Source organism: Paenibacillus sp. EKM212P (assembly GCF_011066115.1).
Classification (GTDB): Bacteria; Bacillota; Bacilli; order Paenibacillales; family Paenibacillaceae; genus Paenibacillus; species Paenibacillus polymyxa_B.
In genome coordinates, this window is sequence record NZ_JAAMNR010000006.1 from 215,782 (window position 1) to 239,280 (window position 23,499).

Here is a 23,499-nt window from a genome sequence, read left to right on the forward strand (position 1 = left end):
AAGGAGGGGTGAAATTGACGAAGGGTAACGACCACAAAAACAAGTTTTTGTTAACTCACCGTGAACGTGAAGTATTTGAACTGCTCGTGCAGGACAAAACAACACGTGACATCGCCGGACAGCTATTCATTAGCGAAAAAACGGTCCGAAACCATATTTCCAATGTGATGCAAAAATTGAACGTAAAAGGTCGTTCACAGGCGGTCGTGGAATTAATCAGGCTTGGAGAATTAAAAATCTGACCTCTCGTTCCTTGCGGGGTACAAAGTCTTCTCGATGATCCTTCGACAGTGAAGGGTGGTCGGGAAGGCTTTTGTTTTGTGGTATGTTAGCTGATCAAATCTAGCAAGTTTATTCTATATTTCAAATTGAGGAAAGAAGCTGGAAAATCTATTGTAAACGTAAAACAAGCGAGTGTCATAGCAATGGACATTCGCTTGTTTTGAGCGTTTTTTAGTTTAGAAACGATAATCCTGAAGCTGTTCCCGGCAGTTATCTATTCTTGCTAGCTCTGATTTGGGATAGCCCAGTCGTTTTGTTTTATTACTGCACATCCAGCAGGAACAATGGATTTTTCCTTTGGAGAATACACCATCGAATTTGATGACCCATCCCCGGTGTGCTGAAAGCCGTTTTTTACGCTGAATAACACGTTTTCTGTGGTGCCTAAAATAAGCTCGATTACGATTTTTTTGATTAGGTTTCATTACCATCACGCTCCCTTGGGCAAAGGCTCAGCCCGCAGGAGAAACCAAGGGTATAAGTAATACTTCTACGGGCTGAGCATGATGGTAATCAGATTTAAATGAAGAGACATGTGACCACCTGCTTGGAATTATTTTAAAGGTGAAAGTGGGGAGTGGATGTTCATTAAATCAAAGTCAACAATTAATTTTGTTTTTAGCATAAAATCAATGCCTAATATGCCATCAAATCCATACGGCTCTTGAATAGAGCTTAGTTGAATTGGAAATGTATCTAATTGAATATGACCGATTTTTAGATGAGGAATTACCTGTTCGTAGCAAATTTCACTTGTACCGCCCACCCCGTACATCCGCTTTGCTCTCCCGTTAATGAAATCAATGTGAATGCCGATTTGGGCAAGTAAATCCGTATCAAACACTGTTGCAGCGCACCCTGTATCGAACAATACGTTTGGTAATAGAGCAGTTTGGTCGTGATGTCTCAATGTTAAGGAAACAATTGGCAAACCATTATGAAGGTTAATCTTCATGTACGCTGCCGTACTCCTGAGAAAAACTCTTCTACAACCTCGACATCGGATCGACTGGTATGGAACACATACAGTTCGCGTGACGGATACAGTTTGTGAAAATGTTTATACCCGCTCCATGCATCTTTTGGGTTATCGTAATCCTGAATAACCGCCATGTCTTCAAGATTGCGCACGCGGTTATTGGAACTGGCTTTTATAGCCTCAACCAACACAAATCGCCTTGGATGTGATTCGGCAATTTCTTCCCATTTCATCGACTTCACCTCGCTCTTTTTGCTTTATTTTATTATAACATAATCGGGGGGACGGCAAGGAAGCAGTAACCTCTACCATGTGATCAGTCCCGTAACCCTTTTAAAAAGGATGAAGGCTTTTGTTTTACAGAATAACCGCTGAAATATGTGGGAATTTGCGTGTAAATGATGTACTATATATAGAAGGAAGAAACTACCATTAGAGATCATAGTGCAACTAACAGGAGTGATCAAAACATAAGACTGTACCACAAAGTTATACTAAGATAGAAATGCATCTGGTGATAGTCTAAGAATATAAATCCCTACAAAAGCAGTATTCAGCATGACGACAGGATGGAAGATGGATCAGGTTTTGAGCTATACTTTTATATATAGGTGTTGAAGAAGAATCACAAGGCAGAAAAAGCTCATTGCTTCAGGTAGTAGGAAGTAGCTTTTGCCTAGAGCTACCTGTGGTATATTCTTGATCGGAGGTGAACGTTAAGACATATGACACCCAACCAACACTTGATGACTTATACGCTGAACAGCGGTATAAAGGGAACTGTCGACCTAACCAGTAAGCAGGTACAGGAATGGATTAAAGCATATCGAATTGGCAGCAAGTTTGTAACGGTTGTGGGGAAACAATATTTTGGTTTAAACCCTGAGTTGGTAGCAGATTTCAAGGTACATAATGAATACTCGGAGCAGAGAGAACACATATCCATAATACAGCCTGTAATGGAACGCAAAGCTGTAGATCTGGACCCACTGGTAGAGGCGTACAGCCAGTATAAAACATTAATTCAGGTAGAATGTAAATGTGGTGCTTCCTATATAGAAGAGTCACCGCACAAAAGAACCAAGTGGTCATGCAAGGAGTGTAATAACATTGTGTTCCTGGATCGTAAAAAGGGCATGGTGGATACAGATAAAGGCAAGGCATGGTACATGACCAACAAATACTATGTGGAAAGACAAAGCAACTGACTGATTGTCAGTTGCTTTCTAACTATACACTCACACCTCTTGTGTGCCTACCAAAATGATATTAGGTCTTTTGCCAAATAATAAAATTGATGTTTTTTACGCTTTGTAGTACATTATCAAGTGTATTATAAGGAGGCTTCTCATGTACGGACATAGACAAGATGATACTTTATACATCATGACTTACACATTAAATAGTGGTATCAAGGGCACAGTGCCTTTGTCTAATCAACAGATACAGGAATGGCTTGAGTGTTACAGAATCGGCAAAAAATTTGTAACCGAGATTGGCAAAGAGTACTTTGGACTGCATGCGGAACTGGTGGCTGATTTTAAGGTGCATAATCAGTATTCAAGCTATCAGGAGGTTATTATCCCGATTCAACAGCCGGATACTGGCCTAAAAGAGTTGTCCCAGGCTTACAAATCAACTGAAACCTTAATTAAAGTAGATTGCAAATGTGGTACATCGTATGTAACAGAATCTCCCTTTAAGCGGACCAAGTGGTACTGCACCAAATGCCGGGAGATTGTTTTTCTCGATAATAAAAAGGGAATGGTGGATACTTCCAGAGGCAAGGCCCATTATATGACCAATAAGTATTTTGTAGAAAGAGAAACAACTGGCGTATAAGCCGGTTGTTTTTTTGTTCGCAAGGTTTGTATAGGTCCTGACTTTTCAAAGCCGATTGCGCTATAGTGAAAAAGGGGAAAGATCAATCTTGATATAACGATAGTCAGGTGGTGAACGTCATACGGGAAGATCATACGAATGGTGCAAGAAACCGCATGAGCACGAACAATGTGTACATACACGAAACGCTCCATATGGAACAAATCATAAGTGACCTGCGGGTGATGGGCTATGTGGCTTTTCATCATCATCCGCAAATCACAGGTGAGCTTGAAGAGCTGGAGGCGTTAAAAGAGCAACTATTGTCGTTTTTTCAGCATCATGTATTGTGGATTGAGCTTGACCCGCTAACGCAATATGTGGTGGTGAATAACATGGGGAAGGCCACGGTTCTCAAACTCATGGGTCGAAAAATGAACCCGCTCCGGGATATGAGAGCAAACGCTGCTTTGGCTGGACAGCCGCTGCATGAGTTGGATCGGGAGATAGAACGGCTCAATCGGCTGGCTCACCTGTTGCGCTACACCCGTTTTTCTTAAGCGACGGAACTAACGTAAAAAAGCATTCACGAAGTATGGATGATCCCATGCTGTGAATGCTTTTTAGTATCTATTTTTTACCGCATAAGATGAGCAAATCTACTGTGACATACGGTAAATTTATTTCCTGCACTCGCTGCCAGTCTGCTTCCGTAGCTCCCCACGATAAGGGAGTCATATGGAGCAAAGGTTTCAAGAGGTCGGCATTTAACATAAAACGATAGGTTACCCGTTCGGCGGATAGAAGTTTAAAATGATCTTTAAATCGGCTTAATATATTGTCATTCGAATAAGCAGGCGTATTCTTTTTCTGTTCATACAAGCATCTCAATTCCCGAAGATAATATTGTTCGGGAATAACTTTCAGGACGCAGCCGTCCTCCGAAAGAATTCTTGTAAATTCAGCATAATTAGAAGGGGATAAAATATTGAGTACACCGTCAAATTGTTGATTTGAAAATGGACAATGAGCCAGATCAGCAACACACCAGAGGGGATGAGGATATTCTTTGGCTGCGGCCATAATACCTTCTTTAGACAAATCCATACCTACGCTTGTTAGCTCGGTGATTCCCTTCCAAGTCAGCTTATCCTGAATGTGGCTCAAATGAGTGCCTTCCCCGCAACCTGCATCGAGCAAGTAAAGGTGTGATTTTTGATCAAACAGCGGCTTCATAAATTTCATTATAGTGCTGCTTATCGCTTCATTTAAGGGATCGAAAAATCCGCTATTGCACATCATTCTTCTGGAGGAAAATAGTTGTTTATCATATTTGGTCTTATAGGACCGGGCGGCTAAATGTAAATACCCGTATTTTGAAAGATCATAGCAATGCTGACTCGTACATAGGAGGCTTTTACCTTCCACCATACGCATCGGTTGAGAGCATAGAGGACACCTAAAGAGATGTTCATGCTTACCAATCAGGCCAGCCTTCATCTCGTGTTTATTCCATTTGGACACAGAAAAGCACCCCGTTCATTCGTATTTGGTGAATGAAAAAAGGCACAGCCAAATAGACCCAACCTATTTTTTGGAAAAAATAGGTTGGGTTTTCATGAACTGTACCTCACATTACCGTAAACGAATAAACTGAATAATCATATTATGTAGCGCTCCTCCAAAAAAAATAGAAAGGGCTTTCGCCCTCTCTATTGTAACTTAGCCATAAGAAGTTGTCATGTGCTTACACCGATTTCAAAAACTCTACAATTGTCAGGAGACCCTTGTCAAAATTATCCAAGTTAAAATGCTCGTTAGGCGCATGCAGGTTCTCATCTGGCAAGCCGAAGCCCATCAGCACGACTGGGGCAGTCAGCACACGGGAGAAGGTTTCCACGATTGGGATGGAGCCTCCATCTTTGGTAAAGAGGGCACGCACACCGTATACCTTCTCAAAAGCATCGGCTGCCGCTTGCAGAAACGCGTGTGACGGGTCGATGTTAAAGGCGTTTGCTTTTTCACCCTGTTGAATATCCAGAGTAGCTCCTGCCTGAACATGAGCGCGCAAATGGCGTTCGATTTTGTCTAGAATGTCTTGCGGGTTCTGGTTAGCCACCAAGCGGCACGTGATTTTAGCATGAGCTTCTTTCGGAATGACCGTTTTCGTGCCTTCCCCTTGGAAGCCGCCGTATACGCCGTTCAGCTCTAGTGTCGGACGCGCCCCAACACGCTCAACGAAACTGAATCCTTCTTCGCCATAGAGGGAATCAAGTGCAAGATCTTGTTGCAGCTTGCTCTCATTGAAGCCTTGCTTCACGAATTCTTCTCTCATCTCTGCCGATAATGGAGCGACATCGTCGTAGAATCCTTCGACGCTAACGCGGCCTTTGTCGTCATGCAGGGTTGCCAGCAAGGACACCAGAGCATGCAGGGCATTCGGCACGCCGCCACCGAAAGAGCCGGAATGTAGATCTGTGTTCGCCGTGTGAATGGCGACTTCCAGTGAACATAGTCCACGCAAACCTGTGCAAATGGCAGGCTTCCCTTTTTCGATCAAGGAAGTGTCGGACACCAGTACAGCATCGGCAGCCAGACGTTCAGCTCCAGTTTGTAAAAACTCAAGCAAGTTCGGACTGGACACTTCTTCCTCGCCTTCAATGCAGAATTTGATGTTCAGCGGCAATTTGCCTTCCTGCTTCAAAATGGCCTCAACTGCCTTAATGTGCAAGAAAACCTGTCCTTTATCATCTGTCGCTCCGCGCGCATACAATTTTCCATCACGGATGGATGGCTCAAACGGCGGCGTTTCCCACAGGTGAAGCGGGTCTACGGGTTGTACATCATAGTGTCCATACACGAGGATCGTTGGTTTACCAGGTGCGTGCAAATGATCGGCATATACCAGCGGGTGCCCTTTGGTTGGAATGATTTCAACGTTTTCCAGACCGGCAGCAGTCAGTTTGGCAGCCAGCCATTCAGCTGCTTGGTTAATGTCCTTTTTGTGCTCCGATAATGCTGAGATACTCGGAATGGACAACCACTCCTGTAACTCGCCCAGTTGTTGCTCTCTGGCTTTTTCAAAATATTCGGAATAACTCATAAACTATGTATCCTCCTTTTTCAATGTAAATCGTGTGAATGTTGCGCTATCCTCCGAACCGAGGTTGTGGACGATATGTCTAGTTTACTACGTTTTGTGCTGAACGAAAAATAGGGAGATAAAAAAACGATTCTACCCGGGTCTGTTCAGACCTGAGCAGAATCGCCCTTAACCAAGCATATGGATGCACTTATGCGCGAATGTCCAGTTGACCCCCGAGATGAGGCTGTACGCTTTTTTCCATCATCTGCACTAAAGCCTGTCCTTGTTCACTGGCCTGATCCTTAGCCATACTTAATACTTTCACACTTACGGCTTGAGCTAAGCTGGCCTGACTCATACCTGTTGATAATGCTGCGATATCCATGTTCCAACCCTCCTTCATTGTGAAGACTCTTTCTCTGTATTTATCGGTTGGAATGGTTATTTTGTTTCATCCAATTGGAATTGTGTCAGTAAATCTTGAAGCTGCTCTGCCAGATGGGTCAAATCTGCGGCAGACGAACCGATCTCTTCCATGGAGGCGAGCTGTTCCTCTGCGGCTGCGGACACGGTCTCCGTATGGGATGCCGCTTCTTCAGCGATGCGTGTAATTTCCTCCATGCTGCTGACGACTGTACTCGTTCCATCTGCGACGCCAGCGGTAGAAGCTGCAACGTTATCAAGCTGCTTCGCTGATTTGGCTACTGCTCTACGGATGCGAGAGAAGGAGCGACCGGATAGGTCAATGGAATTGATACCATCATTTACGCGTTCCTTCGCTGATTCCATAGCAACCAGAGCTTCAGACACACCGTTCTGTATCCCTTGAATTTGTTCACGAATTTGTTGTGCGGAATGAGCTGAGTTTTCAGCCAGCTTGCGGACCTCTGTCGCCACGACAGCAAAACCTTTGCCATGCTCTCCTGCGCGTGCTGCCTCAATGGAAGCATTCAATGCGAGCAGATTAGTCTGGCTGGCAATTTCCGTAATGACAGTGACGATCGTTCCGATTCGTCCAGATCGGTCACTCAAAGCACCGATAATCGTATCCAGTTCTTCCACGGTAGTACGAATGCCGTCAATGGAGACGACGCTGTTGCCGATATGCTCACTGCCTGCATCCGACGCCTGAATGGCCTGTGTGGAGTAAGTGGTCATTTCAGCCATAGTTTCAGTCATCGCGGTGATGTCTGTTGCCATGTCGCTAACCCGTGTCTGATTAGCTTTAGCGCTGCCCACTTGGCGTTCGCTACCTGCGGCCACATCTTGAATGGCTATGGTCACATGCTCGATAGCCCGGGTCGTTTGTTCTGCACCTGCTGCAAGCTCTTGCGAGGATGCCGACAAATTGCCCGTCATCGCTTGAATTTCTTTAATCATGTTACGCAGGTTATCTACCATTTTTTGAAAAAATCTGGATAATTCACCAATTTCATCTGTGCTGGTCGTAGCTACGTTAATCGAAAGATTACCTTTGCTGATGGCATCCATAGAATTACGTAATCTTTGGATGGGCTTAAGTATACTGCTGATTAGCCACATTGCGAGTACACCAATGATGATGGCTGCAATCACCAACACAATGATCGTCGTGATAAGAATCGGCTGGGCGGAGGCACTGGTTTCTGCTTTGTCCATCGTTCCGGCAATTTTCCAGCCCGTCAGCGCATTAGTTTTGAAAATCAGGTGTTTGTCTACGCCATTAAAATCGTAACTAAAGCTACCTTCCTCGGAGGCAAACAGTTTGGGTATCGTTTCCCCCACTTTGGTACTTCCGCTGACTTCTGTCGGGTGGGTTACGATACGTTTGGTACCATCCAATATCATAATAAAACCATTTTGTCCTATTTTTAACTTTGTGATTTCTTTTAAATTATTCAGGTTCAGGGAAAGACCAAGAACGCCGCTGTTGTCGGGAAGTGTGCGTGAAATATACACAACGGGGACCTTAGCCGTATTGAGTCCAACAGGGCTGATTACGGTTTGTCCGGGTTTCTCCATGGCCTGTTTGTACCACGGACGCTCACGAGGATCGTTTGTGGAGCCTACGGCTTTACCAATAATGAGTTTACCTTCGGGAGTTCCGACAAACATATCAACAGCTTCTGCATGCATTTTTAAATATACTTGTAATTTTTTCAGAATGGCATCATCTGCTTCAGCACTGTTATCACTAACCGTCATCGTTGTAGAGTAATATTCGAGATCAGCAATTTTGGCCTGAATCGTTTGAGTAACAGCACGATCAGATGCGGTAACGCTAGACGTTGCACTGTCCAGTAATTGGCGATCTGTCTGGTTGTACGCTGCCTGATAGGAGAAAGAGCCCACAATAATACTAGGAACAAGCATGACTAGTAGAAATGCTGCTGTCAATTTCTTGCGTAGTGTTAATGTTTTCAGTCGTTTCAGTTGTTTCATTAAACCCCTGCTTTCTATCTACATATTCATTTCTGATATTTATACCATATGTAATTACTATCGGTTATTTTGAGCTGAATTGATAGATTTATTACTAATTTGTCCAATACGCTAAAGAATTTCTTGCATAGCATGGAGTATCTTGCAATTTGGAGGGATAGGGTATGGGTTTTTTTCTGGATATGAGAAGCTCCACCAATTCATCAAAAACAGGTGAGGGTCCCGATATACAGCTGGGTCCTATACCGGAGCGGTTCGGTTTGATCACCCTGCGCACCTTTCTTGTGCCGGGTCCGATTGTAACTTTTAGTGGTTCCATTGGTCTGATCGGTGAGCTTGGTGATACGTATGCGGTTGAAATTGTGCGTGGAGCCGACTATAATCCGAGCGAAGTAGTCTACCGCGCCGAGGGGGTATTGGGCGTGACTGGATCTAATGAAACGCAAGCTTTTAATGCACAGGATCTGTCCGCTCCCTGGGCAATACAAACCGTATATTCTTCTTATATTTCTGGTGTATCGACCACTGTTCGTAATGGTCCAGAGGTGTTCACGGGCATCGCTTCGACTCCGTTTTTGTAAATATATCAGGTGAATATTTCTTTAGTGAATGCTCGCTGCCTGTTCGTGGTTCTCCTAGGATAGGTCGCTGAGCCCAAGCTTAACTAGCCACGAGCATAGACAGGCATCTGCCGCAGACTCGTGGCTATAATTCTTAGCAACAACACCCAGAGCACAAATGACCTAGTTGTTGTGATTTACTTCATGAGCGTGTTCTACAGAGTTGATTGTGCTTCTCGGATTCTATTTCTTTAGAATCTCTCGCAAATACACTGTCAACTCATCTGCTGCTTTGGCATGGGCGGAGAGCCCGGGATGGCTGCGAGATCCTATCGTTTCTTCCGTCGTGTTAGGCAGTTGGAATACGGACACATTCCGATCCCTCGTTCTTTTTTTGTATGCGTCTACCGCTCGGTAGATTGAGGGCATCATCGGAGTACCCAGCATCCCATAGGCCCACACAATATGGGCAGCAGGATTGCAGGTCCGAAGCTTGACAAGAAAACGCTCGATAGCGCTTTCAAAAGCTTGTAAATCCTCTTCATTGAATGTACCGTCCTCGTTCAAGCGTTGCTTGTACACTTTCCCGCTTGCTGGGTCCGTCCATGCAGGAGAATAAAAGGCTCCCCCGTCATTAGTCCCCAAATTCACTACGACCACGTCCGGCTGCCATGGGGTAAAATCATGATCTGAAAATGCCCCTAATGCTTCATTTCTCTCACCGGTTAGCACACCACATACCTGCTCATAATATGCGGGTATGTTTGCATGCGGATTATTATCCCAGCTTGTTAGGACACCCCATCCGCTTTGTGATAACACTCGGTAGTCCGCATTCAGTGCTTCGGCTGTTATGGCTGTATAATTGCGTAGTGCTGTGAACAGCATGGGAACCCAGTCTGTCTCCTCCTTCGCTCCAATCGTTCCTTCTCCCGAGGTAATGCTGTCACCGATAAATTCCACCTTGAGGGATTTATCAGTGACTGGCAGCAATTCCCCGTCAACCTTCAGGGCATGGATTTGTAACAAGCAGCGCGAGTCCGAACTCATAGGCTGGACATCCTTGACCACACGGACATTTTTGACCGTATCAGGGTTCAATCCTCTCAAAAGACAGATCCAATGTCGTCCTGCGGTCACCATCAGGCGACTCATCGGAACACCATTGATGACAATACTGATCCAGGGTTCATACACCTGGTAATCGGCCTCAATTTCAATCCACAGCTCTGAGCCTTTGATATTCAATTCAATGCCACTGCCTGTCCAAAACAGAGTAAGAGGTTTACGTGTTTGCGTAGTTCGACCATGAACCTTTACATGCTTTGCTTTAGCAAGTGGGTATGTCTTCAATCTCTTGTTATGTGACATTTTCGATATCCTCCTCATAATTTCTAAATGAATGCTAGTTTCTGTAATATTGTAAAAGAAGTGACAGGGAATCTCAAATTCTATTTCTAAACAAGCAAGGGTCCAAGGCTTTATATGGATTATTCTTTTCGATCATGGACTTAGGACAACATATGATATCAAAAAGCACCCGTAAATTTCAATTTGCGGGTGCTTTTTGATATACGGAGCAAAGATTACTTACTAAGTAGTTTTTTCACAAATATTATTTTATCTATTAATTAGCTTTGCCAAACATGACGATATTAATCGCCTTGCCGAAGTCTATACCTATTTTGCCAGTTAGCTCTGCTGTTTTTTGTGCTAACACGACTGCATTGACACCACAAGAGAACAGCGCAATATCGAAGTCATCTTTGTGTGCTCCGATCCATTGGAGTGTTTCAGGCATTTGTTCATATTGATGAAATGCGAGCGTGTGGGCGATATGCAGCCTGTACGGATCAGCCTCAAGAACAGGCTTTGCTTCAGCGGCCGTCCGGGTGACCAGCAGGATGCGTCGATTTTTCAGCATCTCCCAGAAAGCGGGTGTCTCAGCCAAATACCGATTCAGGCAGGCGTGACAGGTCAGCGCGGGGGAGAGAGCATAGTGAGCAAAGACCTGATCAGTCAGCTCCCGTTTCATATAGGATGGTGCTTTAATAGATTCGTCATCATATGGCAAAATGCCAGCAATACTGGCTTTGCTCACTGCCTCAGCCACCGCATCTCGCAGTTCCGTGTTCGGCAGAAACAGTCCCTTTTGACCGAGATTGGCTTTGACCGCCCAACGTTCCTGTAATACCTTTTCCATCGGCCAGACGGTGTCCTGCGCCAACACTAAATTTTCACCATCTCCAATACGTATGAGCGAAAAGGGCTGGTGTTGTTCGAGTGCCAGCTTCAAACGTTTCAGTACCTCGTCAATCTCCAGATACTTTGGATTCGTCATATCAAGTTTCCTCCCTGTCATTCCTGCTTGTTCAACTTTTCATATGGATCAAAAAACTTTGTATTCTATCATATGTCGGAAGCGAAAAGGTTTTTGTATGAACGGCTATTCTTTTTGGATTCTACCTATTTTTACAAGATTCGTTGCATCTGTACGTGCCGTTTCAGGAGCGTCTTCATAACTTGAGAGAAGACGGTTGAAAGGGAGGAAGATCAATGAATCGCAAGATTGTAATTGAAATTAATTTTAATAACTATGGGATGAATCCTAACCGCCTGACACGTGAGTGGATAAGCGAGCGATTGGATATATTCAGAACCTTTACGCTGCGCAGTCTGCTCAGTCAGACAAATGCGGATTTCCTATCTGTCGTCAAGCTGGCGGGCGGATGCAGTGACATCGTGGAAGAGGAGCTGGCCAAGCATGAGCCCATTCCCGACCGCATTCGTTTTGGTACGAGCATTGAAAGTAAACGTCGTATCAATGCGTATATCGAAGACGCGGACGAACTGCTCATTGCTCGAATAGATTCCGACGATTTGTATCACCAGTCATTTGTACAACAGTTGCATGATTACAAGTTTCAACCGGAGACAGTTGCGCTGGTGAACCAGATGGGTTACCTGTGGGATGCGGTTGAGGGGCAGATGGCACCGGTGTTTCACCGTTCGCCTTCCTTTTATGTGTTTCGCTATCAAGTGGAGGATTTTCTGAATGATTACCGTGTCGTCATTCCTGGGAAGGGTACGCATGGATATGTAACGGAGCTGCCGCATGAGGTCATTCCACTTCGTAACTATGTGAACGTCATTCATGCCGCAAATACTTCGGTGAAAAAAGTGCCGGCGAAGGATCGGCTGTCAGAGAATGAAATGAATGCTGTGCTGGCTGAATTTCTGGGAACAGGCATTGTTAATTCGTAACGGCAGGAGGAGATTATATTGTTCAAAGGAAAAAAACTGCTGGTGACCGGAGGAACGGGATCTTGGGGGCAACGCCTAACGGCTGAATTGCTGAAGGAGGGACCGGCGGAAATTCGTATTTTCTCACGCGGTGAATTTGCACAGATTGCCATGCAGCGGCAATTTCAATCTGATCCTCGCCTGAATTTCATGATTGGAGATATTCGAGATCTTCAGGCATTGCAGGAGGCATGTCGCGGAGTGGACTATGTATTCCATTTGGCGGCATTAAAGCATGTCCCCGTGTGTGAGAGACAGCCGGAAGAGGCTTTCAAGACGAACGTACACGGTACGGAAAATGTGATTCGGGCCAGTATTGAACAGGGAGTCGCCAAGGTAATTGATGTCTCTACAGACAAGGCGGTAGACCCGGTGAATGTATATGGCATGACGAAGGCGATAGGTGAAAGACTGATGATCCGCGCCAACACTTTGAGTGAGCGTACTCGCTTTGTGTGTATTCGTGGCGGCAACGTGTTGGGGACGAGTGGAAGTGTGGTACCCCTGTTCAAGCGCCAGATCGCGGAAGGGCAGGATTTAACGCTGACGAGCCCAGATATGACACGCTTTTTCCTCACGCTCGGAGAGGCGATTGGCTTGCTGCTGAAGGCTTCTGTCACGGCGATTGGGGGAGAGACACTTGTGATGAAAATGAAGGGCTGCAATATTGCAGATTTGGCAGAAGTGATGAAAGAACAGGCAGGTCAGCCTGCGTTGAAAGTGAAGGAAATTGGTATACGTGGTGGGGAAAAACTGCATGAGGTGCTGATTTCACCCTATGAGGTGCCGCACACGTATCGCTATGATGATCGTTATTTTGTTATTCTTCCCCAGCAAGCAGACGAGCGCTTACTGAGCCAATATGGTGGATTGGAACGAGTGAGCTTTGATCAATATCGCTCGGACGATGAGTTAATGGATCGCGCTGGAATTGCTGAGCTACTGCGAGGCATGGAGTAACGATGAAAGAGGTGGGTATTTTGCAGCTTATGGAAAAAATAACTAAAGGAACTGTAAAGGTTGCGGTCATCGGCCTCGGTTATGTAGGGCTGCCCATGGCAGTGGAAATGGCAAAGGCTGGTTATGATGTATATGGTGTGGATTCCGATCCCGTCAAAGTAGCCAAGCTGCTTCAAGGAAAGTCGTACATCATAGACATTGGTGATGATGCATTGGAAGGTCTGATCGGGCAGCAATTGCATCCGGTTACGGATATCAAGGTACTGGAGCATGCGGATATCGTCGTGATCTGCGTGCCTACGCCACTGACGGACGGACACCAACCGGATACGTCCTATATTGAAACGGCTATTGATCAGGCCATACCTCATTTGCGTAGACAGACACTGTTGATTCTGGAAAGCACCACCTACCCGGGGACGACTGAGGAATTGATTCGTCCGGTGATAGAGCAGCGCAGGGGCTGGACGGTGGGGAAAGATTTTTATGTGTGTTTTTCACCGGAACGTGTCGATCCGGGCAGTGTTCATTTTAACATTCGCAACACCCCCAAGGTGATCGGCGGCTGCACGCCAGATTGTTTGGCAGTGGGAGTAGGTTTCTATGGGTCCTTTTTGGATCAAATTGTACCAGTCAGCTCGACAACCGTGGCGGAAGCCGCCAAGCTGTTCGAGAATACATTCCGCAGCGTCAACATTGGAATGGTTAATGAGCTGACAGCCGCCTGTGAGAAAATTGGCATCAATATATGGGAGGTACTGGATGCGGCGGCAACCAAGCCATTCGGTTATATGCCTTTTTATCCGGGACCTGGGATCGGGGGGCACTGTATCCCGGTTGATCCGCTATACTTGTCATGGAAATCCGAGCAGCATGGTTTTCCACTGGAATTCGTGGACTTGGCAGATCGCATGAATCGGCGTATGCCGCTGTATATTGCGGAGCGAATTGAAGCCATGCTCGCTCAGAAAGGTAAAGCCATAAACAAAGCCAAAATTATTCTGGCAGGTGTGGCCTACAAAAAGGACATTGATGATGTTCGGGAATCCCCAGCTCTTGTTCTGTTTGAACATCTAATAAAACTGGGAGCTTCGGTGAGTTTCACCGACCCGTATGTATCGAGCTTTAAGCTGAACGGTGAAGCAATCTCCTCTCGAACGGCAAATACCCAGTTATGGGAAAGTGCAGATATCGTAGTCATCACGACAGACCATTCTGTGGTGGATTACCAACAGCTGGTCGACCATGCCCCGCTGGTCTTCGATACACGTAATGCGACTGCACATTGTACAAGTGGACATGTCGTGATCTTGGGGCATCCCGGTGATGGAGGGGGCGCCGCTGTTGGCTAACCGTGATCAGGTAAATGAACGTTATTACGGGCAAATCAATTCGGAAGAGTCCCATGAAGCCACCCGCAATAGAATTCACTGGATTTGCCGCCATGTACAGGGCCATACCGTGCTGGATGTTGGGTGCAGTCAGGGCATAACGTCCATTTTGCTTGGGCGGGAAGGTTTTAAGGTAACGGCCATTGATTTGGAAGAGGGTAGCATTTCTTATGCAAAAAAAGAACTTCGACAGGAATCCGCACCCGTCCGGGGAAGAGTCCACTTTCAGTTAAAGGACATTTCACAATTCGAGCGTCCTCCCGGTGGATTTGACACCATTATATTAGGAGAGATTTTGGAACATTTTGCGCATCCCGACACCCTGCTGGCTCATGCTTATCGCTTGTTGAATAAAAAGGGAACGCTCGTCTTGTCTGTACCTTATGGATACCATCCGTTTCATGATCACAAGCGGACTTACTATGCCGGGAGCCTCTCCCATGTGTTGTATCCTTATTTTGATGAACAAGCGCTGGAGGTGCATCACAAATATTTGTGCTTTGCCGGCCGCAAGAAGTCGAAAGAACTGCGTGAGGCCAAACCAGGGGTAGAGCATCTGAATGAGTGGATGAAACTGGACGAGAAGCAATTTCGACTGGTGGAGCAGCAGCACGTTCGCAAAATGAATCAGCGAAAGGCCGCACTCGACAAGGCGGTACAGCGAATCCGGCATATGGAGGAACAACTTTTGCCGTTGCAAAGGTATTCACGTGTCGAACAGTTAGACAAGACGCAGGCTGAAAGGAAAGGGGCATATACTGATGGCGAGTCTACTGGTAAAACGACGGCAGAATCAGCCAAAGGTAAAGGGGATGACGTGAAGTCATGACTGAGCATCCAATGACTATCAGCTTGTGTATGATCGTAAAAAATGAGGAGCAGACACTGGCCCGCTGTCTGGATTCGGTCGCAGACCTGATGGATGAAATCATCATTGTGGACACGGGATCGACGGATCAGACGAAGACGATAGCAGCCCGCTATACGGATCGGCTATATACGTTTGAATGGAGGGATGATTTTGCAGCCGCCCGTAATGAATCGTTTGACAAGGCGAAGTGTTCCTACATCATGTGGCTGGATGCGGACGATGTGCTGCTGGAGCCGGACCGTGAGCGCCTGCGTGCCTTGAAGCGGCGTTTGTCTATGGATATCGACGCAGTGGTAATGCCACTTCATTTGGCAGAGGGGGAGCAGGGTGAACTGTTGTTCACCTCACGCCGTATCCGTCTTGTGAAGCGTGAGCGACAATACCGCTGGGAAGGGCGTCTGCATGAGGATCTGGTCATACCTCAGGGGCAAATCGTGCATTCGGATGTGGCAGTAACTCACCGTCGAATTCAAGACCACACGCTCCGTAACCAACGTATTCTCGCCCGGTGGATCAGCGAAAGCGGCAAGCTGGAGGGGCGTCTGCTGTATTTGCACGCCAATGAATGTTTTGACCGTAAAGAATATGCCGAGGCGGCAGAGGCGTTCAACCATCTGTTGGAGGAGCCAAGCGGCTACCGTGAGGATCGGATTACCGCTTGTGCGCGGTCGGCGGAATGCTATCTTCACCTCGGGAAGCCGGAGCAACAGCTGGATAGTCTGTTACGCTCCTTTCGATACGGTGTACCGCAATCAGACTTGTGCTGCATGATCGGTGACTGGTTTTTCACACGAAACGAATGGACCACCGCCGCATACTGGTATGAAAAGGCATTGGAGCAACAGCATCACCTTCCGGGTATGCGACCTGTTCCACTACCATGCTACTCCTGGTTACCTCATGTGCGGCTTAGCCATTGCTATGCCCATATAGGTCAGCTGGACGCTTCGTATGAGCATAACCAAACCGCTTTACGCTATTTGCCCGACGACCCGCATTTACTGGATAATGCACGCAAGCTCAAGGAGGCTATTTCCAACTCCCCACCCTCAGCCCGTTCCTCAAAATAGTTCAAGCTGTTCCGGTCCGTTATCCTCTTCGGGTGGCTTGCGAGGGGGAAAAGGTTTAGGGTCCATGCCAAGCATGGTCATGAGCTGCTTGGCGTTAGCAGCGGCGTCTCCACCTGAATTGTTATTGAAAATAACACACACCTCACGGCTTTGCTGCTCCAGCTCCAGCAATCTGTCTCTCCATTCGGTCAACTCTTGTGCATTGTACCGATACAGATAACGAACCTCCCGCCAATTAGGCGCGGAGCTTTGATTCCAGCCCGATATGTTCCGTCCGTGGAGACGTACAACTGTCAGATTGCCGTCTGTAGCCAACGGCACAATGGGAACCGACCCCGGTCCCGCCTGCGGCTCGTCGCATACGCTGTGTATCCAGCCTTCTTCACGCATGAATGCCAGCGTTTGTTTCCGAAAATCGGGTGTGAACCAGCTTTGATGTCTGAATTCAAGTACGGATGGGACCTCTCCCATCCTTTTTTTCGTGTCTCGCAGTACAGCGACATTCTCACGTGTACAGTCGAACCAGGGTGGGAATCTGTATAAAAGATCTCATAAATAATATGTACATAATAAGTCAATGAAGACGTGATGTTAAGCTTTATAGCAATGTTCACTAGATAGACCTTTGTACATTATTTCCATATATTATAATATATAGTTGTGACAGTATCTAACATTTTCTAACATTATGTGTGTTGTACATAATTATCTCAAGGAGGAGGTTATTGCTTGACGGGAATAGTTGATAATGTTACCCCCTTTGATAACTACGGCTATAAGTTCGTTATCGTTCCTGTTTGGATTAACAGAGGTAATAAGGAAACGACAAAGAAGCAGCACTGCATGATAGGGTTGAAAAATGTCGTACAGGAGAAGCAAATTATTCATCCCATAACAGAGTTTATTGTAGAGAATTGGTTGGGAAGAAGCTACAACACTCAGAGAAAACATGCGAACAACTTAGTTTATTTTTTAAATTACATTATTTCAAATATGAATACCCTTCGAATCGTTCATTATCGTGATCTTTCCTTGGAGCACGGTACTTTGTTTCTGAATTGGCTTTCACAGAACAATAAAAAGAGAGAAACAGTTATTTTATATGAGCGGACGTTAACTCATTTTTTTCTATGGTTATCCAAAAAAGGAGTGCTTAATATTCAGCAAGATAAGTTCATAAAGGTTGAAGGACCATATGGTGCTTATTATAAATCTCCATTTGGTCACGTTAGTTATCCACAAAGACAACCAATAAATACGGAACACATGCTTCCGATTAAGTACATCCCTCTGCTTTTAGAAATTGCAATATTAAGTGCTAAGCCGATCGCACTTGGTATATACATGCAAATATTTGGAGGTTTACGTGTCGGAGAATTGATGAATGCGAGAAGAGCATCTACTATGAGGAATTTTAAAAACGGAAATTTATTAGTGAAATTAGAATCGGCCAATTTTAGATCAGATATAAAGAATACTTCTGGCTCTAATTACACCAAAAAAAATAGAAATCAAGTCGTCCTACAGATCCATGATTGGGGAAATACCCTCTTTCTTGATCATATTAAGTTGTATAAAGATACTGATGGTTCGGGTGCGCTATTTGTGAATAGAGATGGACGTGCTATGACTGCGGAGAGCTATAGACAATACTTTACCAAGGTGAAAAGAACGTTGGTGAACTTTCTGCAAGCTCATGGATCTCCCCAAGATAAAATTGTAGCGTACCATTTAAATTACTCGAGTTGGAGTACACATATTGGACGAGGGACATTTACAAACATACTTGCGGATGAGGTGGAAAATGCGTTTGATTTGGCATTTATGCGCGGGGACAGTAATATGCTCTCTTCTCTCGCATATATGACAAACACTGAACGAATGAGAATTAAGATTGAGAATAAATTCCAAGAGATGCATGGTGTCTATATTCCTAAACTAATTGATCGGTATTAGAAAGGAGAAATTCATTTGGAACATAGGGATGCTATTTACCAAACAATAGACGGTATATTCAAAGAATTGAACAAAGAATTTCACAATTTTACGAAAGCTAATTTAACTAATGTAATCAGCAAATTTAGAAAAGAGAAACGAATTACGAAGCAAAAGACTGGAGAAAAAAATGAATTTACAGAACAAGATCTACTTGTGATATCTGATTATTTTAGAAAAATGAACTATCATCTTGATCCCAACTATATAAAAGAAAACTATTTCACTTTTAAAGAGGCAGCGAAGTTTCTGAAGAACACTCCTTATACAAAAGATATAATTCTTAGTCTTGCTGATGAAAGAGATTCTTTAGGTGTTATTATGTACAAAAGTGTCCTACGCGTGCCTAAGAAATTAGTATTCGAGTTACAAGAAAGCGGTGATGTAAGTAATTATATTCGTGCAGGAGAATTAGCCCGTCAATTGAAAATACATGACTACCTAGTTACAAGAAGAATTCAAAACGGCTTCTTTAAAGACACTAAGAAAATTGGTGGTAGACTTTTTGTCTCCATTAAGGAAGCAGAAAAATGGAGCAACGAAATCACTGAACCTATTGAAAAATATACCAATGATTATGCACTTTTGGAGATAAGAAATTATCTCAACAATCTTTCAAAACGTATACCGATACATTCGCATACTCTTTTTGATACATGGATCATTTCAAAAATATCTAATTCTCATGGAAGAGCCACAACTATAAAGCATATTGTCATATTTGGGATTGAACTTTATGAGTTTTTATTAGAGTATCTACCACAGAACGTGGAAATTTATGACCTCGATCATAAAATAGTTGAGGCTGTAGTTTCTTTAGATACAAATAAAAGACTAAAAAAGGAATTTGTTTTATTCTACAATTATTCTCTTACCTATTCACTTGCATCCCCTGATAAACAGCTCAGAATCGAAAGGCCTAGTCGTAATAAGAAATTGAATTACAATCGGAGCCAAACGAAGAGAATTTATCATCCAGCAATATATCAGAGATATTATTCTTATGTGCAAGAACTTCAAATCCATACCAAAAAAGGCCTAGAAACACGTAGTTACGCAAATATGTGGCTCTTTGTCATTATGCATTTAACAAATATTTGGAGAGCAAATGATATTATTTTTCAAATGCCACGCATCTCAATCGAAAACGTAGGTATATCCGATTTTAACTGGTTTGAGAACAATAAAATAAGTACATCACAAGCACAAACGATTGCAAATGAAGTATATCTTCATTTCCATAATAAATTGGCCAATAAGAATCTCAATATCCTAAGGTTTTACTTAGACCCTACCCTTTTATTAGGTTTTGCAACGGCTATTGTTATTTGTGAACTTCATAGCAGGTTCCCACCAAAATCGTTATATAAACACAGAGACGAGTTGTTGGGTACGTTTATTTCGGGGAAGAAAAATGAATATATATTTAGTTCAGGGCTTTCAGTGCATAAAAAATTTTTCGGAAACCATGATGATCTAAAAAACTTTAGTAGTCTAGTAATGAACAGAAGTACTATGGTTTATTTTTTTCATAATACTGTGGAAGGTCATAGTAGCGATACAGATGTTGCATTGGAGTTAACTAAAATGGTTAGATCCCATTCAGAAAACAACACAACGGCTATATATGTTGAATCATCGAATCAAGACGGGGCGATTAACAGAGTTTCTATGAATCTTTTTTGTAGGGGACATTTTGGGTGGTTGTTTAATTACATGATCAATTTAGTGATGAGTCCAAATTTTCAGTCATTAGAAGAACGTACTGCTCAAATAATAAATTTAAAAAATGAATTTTCTCCTCTTCAAATTGAAGGTTGGTCAGAATATTTTATAAATAAAAAAAGTAACAAGAGTTCTGCAATAATTCAATTATCAAGGCTTTCAGAAGAAAAATTAATAAACCTACTATGTAACATATTCAAGGGCAAAATGCCGTCTAAGCATAAAGAAGGGCAATGTTTGACATACCCTAATTGTGAAACTCCTCATCACAAAACCTGTTTTGGTTGTAATTTTTTTATACCACAAGAGTTTATTTTATTAGAAGCAATAGATGAATTGAAAAATAGAGTTCCAATTCTGCATAGTGCAACCATGGAAGCAGTAATCATACGAGAAAGTAAAATTATAAACTCAATCTTACTCTTACTTTCTGAAGCAGCTAGGTTCTTAGGAAATGAAAAGTTAAATTCATTCATTTCTAGGAACGAATTAAATGAAATGATGTATACAATAAGCAATAAACTCCTACTGACGGAAGGATGAAGTGCGAAAAGATGAAAGTGAAACGTATCATCGACAGTGGCTCTACGAGGATTGAAGTCATTGAAAAAATACAATTTGATCCCAGTAAATTGGACTATTACGTAGATCTTTTTCAATCATTGAGAAAATCAGGGTATTTGATTGCTGAGGAGTTTAATTCGATATTTTGGTATATAAAAGATGAAATAGAAGCGAGTCCTCAAAAGCTCGCATTTGATATTGAAGTATATCGCGAGTTAAATCTTGCTTTTAAGGCGTACACCTTAATTATTCGGATGTCCGGTGTATCAAAAAAGACAATAGCCCAGAATATTAATCTTCTAAAGAAAATTATACTTGAGTCGAATGCTTTTCGTAATATAGAAGCTTTCGAGGTATATCTCCATAGTTTAACAAAAACTACTGCTTACACGACAGCGTTAGCATTGCGCTCCTTTTTTGAATTCTATCCTTTACCTGAATCGGATTCTTGTTTGCAAAAATTATCAATGTTAGAGCATCCAAAGAACTCAAATAGAAGCTTACCGCCATTTAATCAAGTTTTTGAATTTGATGATATTATCAATGAATTTACCAAAAATGAACCTGAAGCATCACCACAGAAGCAATATTTTTATATTGTTGAGTTATGGTGGTATCTTACAAATATTGTGCCTATGAGACCTAATGAGTTCCTTCGAATGAGGAAAAATTGCATAGAGTATAGAAACGATGGTTCTTACTGGATGGAAATCCCAAGATCTAAATCTCATAGCCAAACACTTGAAAAGGAGATATGGTATCAGTGGATTCAAATTAATTATGAGACAGTTAATATAGTTAATCAATATATTGAAAATTTGAATCAACACATTTCTGATAGTTTATATCTTTTTCCTATTGAGTTGTACGATAAATTTGTTAAGGCATGTAACTCGAAAAGAATATACACAGATGTTAAATTTCTTAATACAACTCAACTAAATGATCGGATTGATAGGTTCTACCAAGAAATTGTAGAACAGAGATATGGAGTGTATGGCCATAGAAAAATTAGAGGTGGCGACACAAGGCATTTTGCAATTATAAACATGTTCCTGCAGGGATATAATATGTTGTCTATATCCAGGATGGCTGGACAAACAAGGATTGAATCGCCTGAGAATTATTATTCGCATATGGGGAGATTGGTAGAAACATACACATATCGATTAGCATCTTTACGGATGAAAGAAGTAAATGTGGAGAAACAACTTTCTGCTGGATTTTTTGGTCTCAGAAGGAAGGTATATGATATTGGAAAAATATATGACGAGGAAGAATTAATCCATATGCGTGATGTCGAGTTTGGTAAGTGTAAGGATCCGCATTTCCCTAATAACTGTATAGAAGACTGTAGGCATTGTCCTAATTATATTTTCTTCCCTCCCGTTAATCAATTCAATGATGGGATTACATGGCTTGAAGATCAATCTAAGGCTATTGCTCAAAAAATGAATCAACAAGTAAAAAAGATGGAGATTATTTTTGGGAAATCAACAGAATTAAATGCTGAAGAAGTTCAAAATGAATTAAAACAAGCCTCTAGGAATCTTCAACATTATATGGATCAGAGAATTAACATCGATATGCAATTGTTAGAAAACTTTATCCATACCGAGGCGAGTAGATGATGGACAATAACACTAAAAAAGCTAGAGGAAAACCGAAGCAATATGGCGATGAGCAGCTCAAGCAGATTGCGTTAGACGTCAAATACCAGCTAGGTGGAGCGAAATTAACGTTTAGTGTTTTAGAGCAGAAAACAGGAATTAGCCGAAATACTTTTCAAAGACGAATTAATAGTTATATTACAGAACTAAATACACCGATAGTGCGCGAACTTGAAATAAGTGATAAGGACGCAGTGTATTTCCCGAACTTTGAGAAAATCTATGAGGCTTTTAGAAACGATCCTCAGCGCATGTTATCGGAGATGCGCATATTAGAGATTACCTTTTATGAAGTTTTTGAAAAGCTGGCTAAAGCAAACAAGCAAATGGAAAAGTTAAACACTTATAAAACCCAAATTGATACTCTTCAATCAGATTTAAAAAAATATAAAGATCAAGCCCATTTTTATAAGAACTTATATGAAACTACTGTTGTAAATAGTTTGTATGCAGATAAGCGTAAAGAAATGGGCTTGAAAAATTCACTTATCGATTTTAAAGAACATGTCTCTAAGCACATTTCACTAAGAAATATGGATGATATGTTTAGAGAAAGTAATGTGCCAGATGAAGATATTTTAGAGGTTTTAAATCCGATGACAAAGATTAAAGCTAAATATCCTAATCTATTTGAGGATAATGAGTCAAACAGTTGAAAACAAATTATAGGCTAACTCATGATTGATTTATTTTAATTCAAGGTTTTTTTAAGATATGGCTACAAGGTGAATAGTCAAATGTAGTAGTAAAGAAGAACAAATGCTTCCCACATAGTAGGAAGCATTTGTTCTTCTAAATCCGT

At 42.9% G+C, this 23,499-nt stretch carries 23 protein-coding genes and 2 pseudogenes; 14 read left to right on the top strand and 11 right to left on the bottom strand.

Translation table 11 applies throughout. From position 1 onward, the window contains the following. The first annotated feature begins 14 nt into the window (after positions 1-14). A complete protein-coding gene (locus tag G9G54_RS18635; RefSeq protein WP_007431813.1) occupies positions 15-242 on the top strand; it encodes a helix-turn-helix domain-containing protein in 228 nt (75 codons plus the stop codon). A gap of 216 nt (positions 243-458) precedes the next feature. Here G9G54_RS18635 and G9G54_RS18640 read toward each other — a convergent pair whose 3' ends face one another. The 3 genes from G9G54_RS18640 to G9G54_RS18650 all read right to left on the bottom strand — a co-directional run bounded on the left by G9G54_RS18640 (position 459) and on the right by G9G54_RS18650 (position 1,494). After that, positions 459-707, bottom strand: a complete 249-nt coding sequence (locus tag G9G54_RS18640) for a hypothetical protein (RefSeq protein ID WP_165179167.1) — start codon at positions 705-707, stop codon at positions 459-461. A 128-nt stretch (positions 708-835) separates the two neighbouring features. Then, entirely contained in the window at positions 836-1,237 is a 402-nt protein-coding gene (locus G9G54_RS18645; RefSeq protein ID WP_103050086.1) for a retropepsin-like aspartic protease, read from the bottom strand. Further along, positions 1,234-1,494, bottom strand: coding sequence for a hypothetical protein (locus G9G54_RS18650; RefSeq protein WP_023990050.1), 261 nt, complete (start codon positions 1,492-1,494; stop codon positions 1,234-1,236). Before G9G54_RS18650 ends, G9G54_RS18645 begins: the two co-directional genes overlap by 4 nt. A 492-nt stretch (positions 1,495-1,986) precedes the next feature. Here G9G54_RS18650 and G9G54_RS18655 point away from each other — a divergent pair, with 492 nt between their 5' ends. The 3 genes from G9G54_RS18655 to G9G54_RS18665 all read left to right on the top strand — a co-directional run bounded on the left by G9G54_RS18655 (position 1,987) and on the right by G9G54_RS18665 (position 3,642). After that, positions 1,987-2,469: a hypothetical protein gene (locus tag G9G54_RS18655; RefSeq protein ID WP_165179168.1), complete on the top strand. Its 483-nt coding sequence runs from the start codon at positions 1,987-1,989 to the stop codon at positions 2,467-2,469. Positions 2,470-2,611: 142 nt separating this feature from the next. Next, positions 2,612-3,103 (top strand): hypothetical protein, encoded by a 492-nt coding sequence (locus G9G54_RS18660; protein WP_013311697.1) that lies wholly within the window; start codon positions 2,612-2,614, stop codon positions 3,101-3,103. A gap of 155 nt (positions 3,104-3,258) precedes the next feature. Further along, positions 3,259-3,642 (top strand): hypothetical protein, encoded by a 384-nt coding sequence (locus tag G9G54_RS18665; RefSeq protein WP_185156315.1) that lies wholly within the window; start codon positions 3,259-3,261, stop codon positions 3,640-3,642. A gap of 70 nt (positions 3,643-3,712) precedes the next feature. Here the strand turns inward: G9G54_RS18665 and G9G54_RS18670 are convergent, their stop codons facing one another. The 5 genes and pseudogenes from G9G54_RS18670 to G9G54_RS18685 all read right to left on the bottom strand — a co-directional run bounded on the left by G9G54_RS18670 (position 3,713) and on the right by G9G54_RS18685 (position 8,588). Next, a complete protein-coding gene (locus G9G54_RS18670) occupies positions 3,713-4,327 on the bottom strand; it encodes a methyltransferase domain-containing protein (RefSeq protein ID WP_238808226.1) in 615 nt (204 codons plus the stop codon). Between the two features lie 123 nt (positions 4,328-4,450). Then, positions 4,451-4,582: pseudogene (locus G9G54_RS26155) on the bottom strand (putative RNA methyltransferase); the annotation flags it as partial. A gap of 247 nt (positions 4,583-4,829) precedes the next feature. Continuing rightward, on the bottom strand, positions 4,830-6,185 hold the full coding sequence (locus G9G54_RS18675; RefSeq protein WP_165179170.1) for a dipeptidase: 1,356 nt from the start codon (positions 6,183-6,185) through the stop codon (positions 4,830-4,832). A 190-nt stretch (positions 6,186-6,375) separates the two neighbouring features. Next, positions 6,376-6,552, bottom strand: a complete 177-nt coding sequence (locus G9G54_RS18680; RefSeq protein WP_023990044.1) for a YjfB family protein — start codon at positions 6,550-6,552, stop codon at positions 6,376-6,378. 56 nt (positions 6,553-6,608) lie between these two features. Beyond that, positions 6,609-8,588, bottom strand: a complete 1,980-nt coding sequence (locus tag G9G54_RS18685; RefSeq protein WP_165179171.1) for a methyl-accepting chemotaxis protein — start codon at positions 8,586-8,588, stop codon at positions 6,609-6,611. A gap of 164 nt (positions 8,589-8,752) precedes the next feature. Here G9G54_RS18685 and G9G54_RS18690 point away from each other — a divergent pair, with 164 nt between their 5' ends. After that, a complete protein-coding gene (locus G9G54_RS18690; RefSeq protein ID WP_039272616.1) occupies positions 8,753-9,169 on the top strand; it encodes a hypothetical protein in 417 nt (138 codons plus the stop codon). A 222-nt stretch (positions 9,170-9,391) separates the two neighbouring features. On the opposite strand, the gene G9G54_RS18695 is transcribed toward G9G54_RS18690, so the two are convergent. Continuing rightward, the gene (locus G9G54_RS18695; RefSeq protein WP_165179172.1) at positions 9,392-10,519 is read right to left on the bottom strand and encodes an SGNH/GDSL hydrolase family protein; all 1,128 of its coding nucleotides are present in this window, start codon (positions 10,517-10,519) and stop codon (positions 9,392-9,394) included. Between the two features lie 256 nt (positions 10,520-10,775). After that, on the bottom strand, positions 10,776-11,489 hold the full coding sequence (locus G9G54_RS18700) for a GT-D fold domain-containing glycosyltransferase (RefSeq protein WP_165179173.1): 714 nt from the start codon (positions 11,487-11,489) through the stop codon (positions 10,776-10,778). A gap of 215 nt (positions 11,490-11,704) precedes the next feature. Between G9G54_RS18700 and G9G54_RS18705 the strand changes: the two genes are divergently transcribed. Genes G9G54_RS18705 through G9G54_RS18725 form a run of 5 tightly spaced genes read left to right on the top strand, consistent with a single transcriptional unit; the run spans position 11,705 to position 16,743 of the window. Continuing rightward, on the top strand, positions 11,705-12,412 hold the full coding sequence (locus G9G54_RS18705) for a glycosyltransferase family A protein (RefSeq protein ID WP_165179174.1): 708 nt from the start codon (positions 11,705-11,707) through the stop codon (positions 12,410-12,412). A gap of 18 nt (positions 12,413-12,430) precedes the next feature. Continuing rightward, the gene (locus G9G54_RS18710) at positions 12,431-13,411 is read left to right on the top strand and encodes a polysaccharide biosynthesis protein (protein WP_165179175.1); all 981 of its coding nucleotides are present in this window, start codon (positions 12,431-12,433) and stop codon (positions 13,409-13,411) included. Positions 13,412-13,413: 2 nt separating this feature from the next. Then, complete coding sequence (locus tag G9G54_RS18715; protein WP_165179176.1) at positions 13,414-14,763, top strand: nucleotide sugar dehydrogenase; 1,350 nt, start codon at positions 13,414-13,416, stop codon at positions 14,761-14,763. Then, positions 14,756-15,631: a class I SAM-dependent methyltransferase gene (locus G9G54_RS18720; protein ID WP_165179177.1), complete on the top strand. Its 876-nt coding sequence runs from the start codon at positions 14,756-14,758 to the stop codon at positions 15,629-15,631. Before G9G54_RS18715 ends, G9G54_RS18720 begins: the two co-directional genes overlap by 8 nt. Further along, the gene (locus G9G54_RS18725) at positions 15,628-16,743 is read left to right on the top strand and encodes a tetratricopeptide repeat-containing glycosyltransferase family 2 protein (RefSeq protein ID WP_165179178.1); all 1,116 of its coding nucleotides are present in this window, start codon (positions 15,628-15,630) and stop codon (positions 16,741-16,743) included. The genes G9G54_RS18720 and G9G54_RS18725 overlap by 4 nt, the downstream gene beginning before the upstream one ends. Here the strand turns inward: G9G54_RS18725 and G9G54_RS18730 are convergent. Beyond that, positions 16,735-17,289: pseudogene (locus tag G9G54_RS18730) on the bottom strand (DUF72 domain-containing protein); the annotation flags it as partial. The gene G9G54_RS18725 and the pseudogene G9G54_RS18730 overlap by 9 nt on opposite strands. Positions 17,290-17,472: 183 nt before the next feature. Between G9G54_RS18730 and G9G54_RS18735 the strand changes: the two are divergent. Genes G9G54_RS18735 through G9G54_RS18750 form a run of 4 tightly spaced genes read left to right on the top strand, consistent with a single transcriptional unit; the run spans position 17,473 to position 23,353 of the window. Next, on the top strand, positions 17,473-18,699 hold the full coding sequence (locus G9G54_RS18735; protein ID WP_238808238.1) for a hypothetical protein: 1,227 nt from the start codon (positions 17,473-17,475) through the stop codon (positions 18,697-18,699). A 15-nt stretch (positions 18,700-18,714) separates the two neighbouring features. Next, the gene (locus tag G9G54_RS18740; protein WP_165179179.1) at positions 18,715-21,006 is read left to right on the top strand and encodes a hypothetical protein; all 2,292 of its coding nucleotides are present in this window, start codon (positions 18,715-18,717) and stop codon (positions 21,004-21,006) included. Between the two features lie 11 nt (positions 21,007-21,017). Then, positions 21,018-22,658, top strand: a complete 1,641-nt coding sequence (locus G9G54_RS18745) for a hypothetical protein (protein ID WP_165179180.1) — start codon at positions 21,018-21,020, stop codon at positions 22,656-22,658. Next, a complete protein-coding gene (locus G9G54_RS18750; RefSeq protein ID WP_238808240.1) occupies positions 22,658-23,353 on the top strand; it encodes a hypothetical protein in 696 nt (231 codons plus the stop codon). The genes G9G54_RS18745 and G9G54_RS18750 overlap by 1 nt, the downstream gene beginning before the upstream one ends. The last annotated feature ends 146 nt before the right edge of the window (positions 23,354-23,499 follow it).